Here is a 5,818-nt window from a genome sequence, read left to right as displayed (position 1 = left end):
CTCGAAGAAGAGCGGCAGGCCGATCACGGAGGCGATGAGCACCATCGCCCACGGCATCGCCCGGCCGCCGTGGACCTCTACGCCGTCGGCATCCACTGGGCCCTCGGCGACGCCGGCGCCGCCCTGGAATCGGGGCGGAACCTTCGGCCCGAGTACTTCCCCACTGCTGAGCGGAAGGCACGCCTGGGCACAGACATGGCCCGGGCCTGGTGGGCGTGGGGCCGCCCTGAGCAGACCGCCCGCGCCTTGCTCGACGCCCACCGCGCGAGCCCCGGCGAGGTGAGAGACCGCCCCGCCATCCGCAGCATCGTGACCGAGTTGGCGCAGCGGCACCCTCGTGCCGTTGGCGTGCGGGAGCTGCACGCCGCCGTGTCCGCCCCGGCGAGCTGAGACCGCCGCCCGTCGGGCCCCACCGGGTCCGGACATGCCTCGTTCCCGGCACCAGCGGGTCCCGGCCAGCCGTGGGCCCGGCCTGGGTCGGCGCTCGCCTGGATGCGACACCCAGTACTGGAGGCGACCCCCACGTCGGGGCAGCGTTGCGCCCTCTCCAACCTGGACACACGTCTGCGTCACCTCTGCCGATTCTGGGTGTGAACTGGGTGTCGGTCTCCGGAACTAAGGAGTGCGGGAGGGGTGTCCCAGAGGTACCGCAGACGCAGGGCGGCGGGACGCCGACCTAGAATTAACGCCTCTGAACTGGGCTTATGCGGCGCTACAGTGCAGGTCAGGAGGGTGCGGAACGCGGGGCTGTTACCCAGCGTCCCTGATTCGGGACGAAGAGGTCGTGGGTTCAAATCCCGCCACCCCGACAGCCGAGTAACAAGCCAGAGGACCCTTACCTAACCTTGGGTTCAAGGGGCCCTCTGGCGTTGGCCCACCCCCTCCCCGTCGGCCTTTCCCCGCTCAAGGACTTCCGAGACGACCTTGCCGCCGCCGCGGCACGGGCTCGAAGCCGGGGCCATGGCCGCAGACCCGAGCGAGCACGAGAAGGCGGTCCCGGTCCGGGCGGCCCGCCTCGCCCAGATCGAGCGGGCAGTCAGCCGGACCCGTGCCTCACATACGGGGCAGCCGTTCGAAGCGACCCGTCAGGCGTTGACCGAAGTCCTGCGGGACGAAGGCGCCGAACGCGCCGTGCCCCAGGTCGTCGAGGAACTGGCGCGCCAGATCTCCGAAGCCGCCTCGGGCCCGCCAGGACTCAGGGCTGAGCGCTCAGCCGCAACAAGGCCGCACGGGATGACGACCAAGCCTTGCCAACACCCCGTTCATCATGCTCATCCGCCTCAGCGGCAACCCCACGCCTGCCGAAATGTTCCGCCTCCCCACCTTTGGGTGAAGGGTCGGACTGAGTAGCGGCCTTCTGCGAACGAGTGCGTACTCTCCGTGGTTGACCGGCTTCGTCCTTCATCGCAGGAGGCAGGAATGCGCAGGTCAGCGGTGGCCGTACTGGCTGCGGGGCTCTTCTCACGGAGGTCGGGAGTGCTGTAGCGGATGCATGGCGCAGCATGCCCATGCTGAAGAGCGAGGGTGTCGCCTTCGAGAAGGCCGAGTAGACGATGCACCCCAAGTTCACCAAGCACGGCCGCTTCGGGTTCAAGGGGAATCCGCGGAACGTCAATCCCGGTGACGGCCACAACGTCTACGCGGGCTTGCCGGGATCGCGGATCGCTACGGCCCGACAACTGCACCAGGACCCTCCATTACACGCGCTGTGTCCGCCCGTCACCAGCCGAGAAAGAGCTGCCCTCTATGTCCCCGAACCCTGCCCCCGTACTCCGCGCCAGGGACGTTGACGTCCGGTACGGCGCGCACCTCCTGGTGAACGCCTCGATCGCGCGGACCGGGTGGGTGGGCCTGGCCTGGTACCCCGCGGACGGGCTGCCGTCAGCCTGGACGCTGGCCGCCTGCTTGCTCGGGTGCCCCACTCTCGCCTACCTCGCCGGGCGTCGGCACGCGAAGGAGGCCGCCCTGCGTCCCCTCGCCGTACGGCGTCAGGCCCAGCCAGGGAAACCCCGCCGCTGGCTGGCGGCGCTGCTGGTCCTGCCCGGTCTCGGCATCGTCACCGCGTGCTGCGTCCTCGGGGTTCTCGGGGTCCACGTCGAGCCCAGCGCGCTCACCTCCTTCCTGGTGCCGGCCGGGGCTCTGCTGACCGGGGCGGGGCTCGTGCTCGCGCTGCCGCCGGTCACGGCCTGGCTTGCCGCGCGGATCGCCGCCACCACCCAGCGTCTGCCGCTCACCTTGGCGATGCGGCACCACGAGACGACACCGGGCGCCGCCCTCCGTGTCGTCAGCGGGCTCGTCCTCCTGGTCTACGCGGCCTCCCTCACCCAGGGCGTGCTCGTCGAGCTCGACCAGGTGAGCCGGCGAACGGCGCAGAACCAGGAGTACGAGATTCCGTTCCGGCAGGTCACGGCGGAGCAACGGGCGGCGATGGTGAAGGCCGAGGGGATTTCGGGAAACGCAGTCGCCACTGAAGTGCCTTCGCGTGAAGGTGACATCCTGTTCGCCACATGCGCCGAGGTGGAGAAGCTCGCCCTGCCCGGAACCGTGCGAGGCTGCGTGGATGGTCGGCCGCTTGCCCTGCACGACCCGTACGCGCATACGGAAGACACCAAACAGCCTGGCACTACTCACCTGGTCAAGCTGCGCGACGAGGCTGGACAGCCGGCGGGAAGTGCACGGTTCACGGTGCCGGAGGAAACCGTCACCTTCGCCGCCGTGCAGCCCTCCGCTCTGAACTCGGCCCTCCTCCTCGTCCCGCCGAAAACCCTGCCTCCCGGGGTTCACCCCGCACGCGCCAAGCTCGTCCTCAGCGGAGCCCCCGAGCCCGAGGCAGTGCAGGCCACGCTGGACCGTCTCGCCGGGATCGCGCCCACGGCGCAGATCGACCCCGTGGGCATCGTCATCGAGTCGCTGCGCCAACTTTCGGTGGTCAAGGGGCTGCTGGGTACCGGCATGGTGCTCGGCCTCGTCATCGGGGTCGCCGCGTTTCTCGTGTCGGCGGCGGACCGGGCCATGGACCGGCGGCGCAGGACCGCCACCCTCACTCTGCTCGGCATCCGGCCCCGCACGCTGCGGGCCGCGCAGTGTGCGCAGGTGTTGTTGCCGCTGGCGGTGGGGATCGGCGGGGCGCTCGTCGCCGGGCGGCTGGCCGAGTCCAGCTATCTGGTGACGGGGGGCGGGGCCGTGTTCTGGGACGGTGAAGGGTTGCCGCTGCTTCTGCTCAGCGGACTGGGGGTGCTGGCGGTTGCCGGGCTGGCCTCGCTGCCGATGGCCCGACGGCATCTCGATCCCGAGTTGCTCCGGCGGGATTAGGGGGCGTCGACGGGAGTCGTACCGGATGTTCCCGGCGCGCCGGAGGAGGAGCTTCGGACCGCCGCTTCCGCGTACCGCTTCCCCAGACGCGCGAACGCCTCCACCAGTTCCGCCGGGCCCACGATCTCGAAGTCGGCGTCGAAGCGGCCGATGAGGGCGGCCAGGCTCGGCCAGGACCAGGAGCCGAGGGTGAGGCGGCAGCGGTCGGGGGTCAGTTCCTCGACCAGGCCGTCGTGGACGTAGCCGCTGACCTCGGTGGCGGGCAGGTGGAGGACGACCTCGCCCCGGCAGGGCCAGGCGGGGGTGCCGTCGGGGTGGTGGGCGCCCCGGAAGCGGGTGGCGACGTAGGCGGTGACCTCGCCGCCGGGGAGTTCGCGCGGGGTGAAGCGGGGGCCGGTCGGGGGGCGCGGGGTGAGGCGGTCGACGCGGAAGGTGCGCCAGTCCTCGCGGTCGAGATCCCAGGCGACGAGGTACCAGCGGCTGCCCCAGGTGACCAGGTGGTGAGGTTCCGCCCGGCGTGGTGGGGGCGTACTCGTGTCAGGGGCGTGATCCGGGGCCCGGTAGTCGAAGCGGAGGGTTTCGCGGGCACGGATGGCGGTGCTGAGGGTGAGGAGGACCTCGGTGTCGGCCTGCGGGGCGAGGGCGGTCCGGCGGCGGGTGACGGCGGTGACCTGGAGGGCGTCGATCCGGTGGCGCAGCCGGGCGGGCATGACCTGGCGGACCGTGGCCAGGGCGCGGACCGCGTCCTCCTCGATGCCGGCGCCGGTCGTCGCGGCGGTCCGCAGGGCGACCGCGAGGGCGACCACCTGGTCGTCGTCGAAGAGCAGCGGCGGCAGCTCCGTGCCCGCGCCGAGCCGGTATCCGCCGTCCGGGCCTTTGAGGGCGGCGATGGGATAGCCGAGTTCGCGCAGGCGGTCGATGTCGCGGCGGACGGTGCGCGGGCTGACGTCCAGCCGTTCCGCCAGCAGCGCGCCCGGCCAGTCCCGGCGGGCCTGGAGCAGGGAGAGCAGGGCCAGCAGCCGCGCCGAGGTCTTCTGCATGGCTCCATGGTGCACCGGAGTAGCGGACACTCCCTGGCCTCTTCTGCTGGGACTGTGGGCCTGTGCCCGCGAGGAGGGCACGACCGGCACCGGAACACGGGAACACCGGTCAACCGGAATTCCCCGAACCCCTCTCGAAGGAGGCGGCCCCTGTGGCTGCGACGACGACCACCCCCACCCCGCTCGACCCCGAACGTGCCGACCTGATCGGAGCGCTCGCCTCCGTGCGTGAGGCGCTGACCGCTTCCGTGGCCGGGCTCGGGGACGAAGAGGCCGGGCGGCGGCCTACCGTCAGCGCGCTCTGCCTGGGCGGGCTGGTCAAGCACGTGACCGCCATGGAGGAGACCTGGACGCGCTTCATGGTGGAGGGGACGTCGGCGCTCCGGTTCGACCTTCCCGACGGCGTCACCTGGGCCGACCTCGCCGCCGGCACCGCGCGCGAGCTGCCCCGGTGGATGATCGAGCGCGAGGAGGAGTTCCGGATGCTGCCGGGCGAGACGCTGGCGGGGGTCGTCGGGCGGTACGAGGAGGTGGCCGCGCGTACCGACGCGGTCATCGCCTCCGTACCCGATCTGTCGGCGGCGTACGCGCTGCCGGACGTGCCGTGGCAGGAGCCGGGCGAGGTGCGCAGTGTGCGCCGGGTAATCGCGCACGTCATCGCCGAGACGGCGCAGCACGCGGGGCACGCCGACATCCTCCGCGAGACGCTCGACGGGCGGACCAGCAGCTGACGACCGACACCGCCACGCGCGACCTCGAACGACGGAGAAGAGGCCGGAACATGACGAGGTACGGGATCACCGTGCGGGGGTGGCCGCGATGACCGTCCTCTCCACCCGCGCGCTCAACCGGGCGACGCTGGCCCGCCAGTTGCTGCTCGACCGTTCCGGTCTGGGGCCGCTCGACGCCGTCGCCCGCCTGGGCGGCCTTCAGGCGCAGGAGCCGCAGGAACCGTACGTGGGCCTCCACGCGCGGCTGCGGGCCTTCGACCCGGCGGAGCTGTCGGCGCTGCTCGTGGACCGGCAGGTGGTGCGGACCCATCTCATGCGGCGGACCGTCCACCTCGTCACCGCCGACGACGTGCTGGCCTGGCGCGGCCGTCACGAGGCGATGCTGCGCCAGCGGGTGCTGGGCGTCTATCGCACCGAACTCGCCGACGTCGACTTGGAGGAGCTGGCCGAGGCGGGCCGGCGGGTCATGGCCGACGGCCGGCCCCGCACGATGGCCGAGGTGGCGGCGGAACTCGCCGGTCGCTGGCCCGGGCCGGGCAAGCGGGCGCTGGGCGAGATGGTGGTGGCCGCGCTGATCCCGATGGTGCAACTGCCCCCACGCGGCCTGTGGCGCCAGAAGGGCGGCGTGCGCAACCTGCCGCTCGCCGCCTGGCTCGTCCTGCCGATCTACGTCGGCTCGCAGTCGCCCTGCGTCATCGCGTCCAACAAGCAGAACGTGCGCATCACCGGCGATCC

General features: G+C 71.9%; 4 protein-coding genes and 1 pseudogene. 4 read left to right on the top strand and 1 reads right to left on the bottom strand.

Annotated features, from left to right (window positions below; all coding sequences use genetic code 11):
* Positions 1-390: pseudogene (locus tag ABZ863_RS35235) on the top strand (hypothetical protein); the annotation flags it as partial.
* 1,356 nt (positions 391-1,746) lie between these two features.
* Positions 1,747-3,312, top strand: coding sequence for a hypothetical protein (locus ABZ863_RS35230; protein ID WP_358544075.1), 1,566 nt, complete (start codon positions 1,747-1,749; stop codon positions 3,310-3,312).
* Here ABZ863_RS35230 and ABZ863_RS35225 read toward each other — a convergent pair.
* Positions 3,309-4,352 (bottom strand): WYL domain-containing protein, encoded by a 1,044-nt coding sequence (locus tag ABZ863_RS35225; RefSeq protein WP_023418118.1) that lies wholly within the window; start codon positions 4,350-4,352, stop codon positions 3,309-3,311. The genes ABZ863_RS35230 and ABZ863_RS35225 overlap by 4 nt on opposite strands.
* Before the next feature lie 152 nt (positions 4,353-4,504).
* Between ABZ863_RS35225 and ABZ863_RS35220 the strand changes: the two genes are divergently transcribed.
* Positions 4,505-5,083 carry a DinB family protein gene (locus ABZ863_RS35220; RefSeq protein WP_023418119.1) on the top strand — a complete coding sequence of 193 codons (579 nt, stop codon included), beginning with the start codon at positions 4,505-4,507 and terminating at the stop codon, positions 5,081-5,083.
* A gap of 88 nt (positions 5,084-5,171) precedes the next feature.
* A partial coding sequence (locus tag ABZ863_RS35215; protein ID WP_358544073.1) for a crosslink repair DNA glycosylase YcaQ family protein occupies positions 5,172-5,818 on the top strand: 647 nt, incomplete at its 3' end.

This window comes from Saccharomonospora sp. NPDC046836, from assembly GCF_040645195.1.
GTDB lineage: Bacteria > Actinomycetota > Actinomycetes > Mycobacteriales > Pseudonocardiaceae > Prauserella_A.
This window is presented reverse-complemented; position numbering and strand designations above follow the sequence as displayed.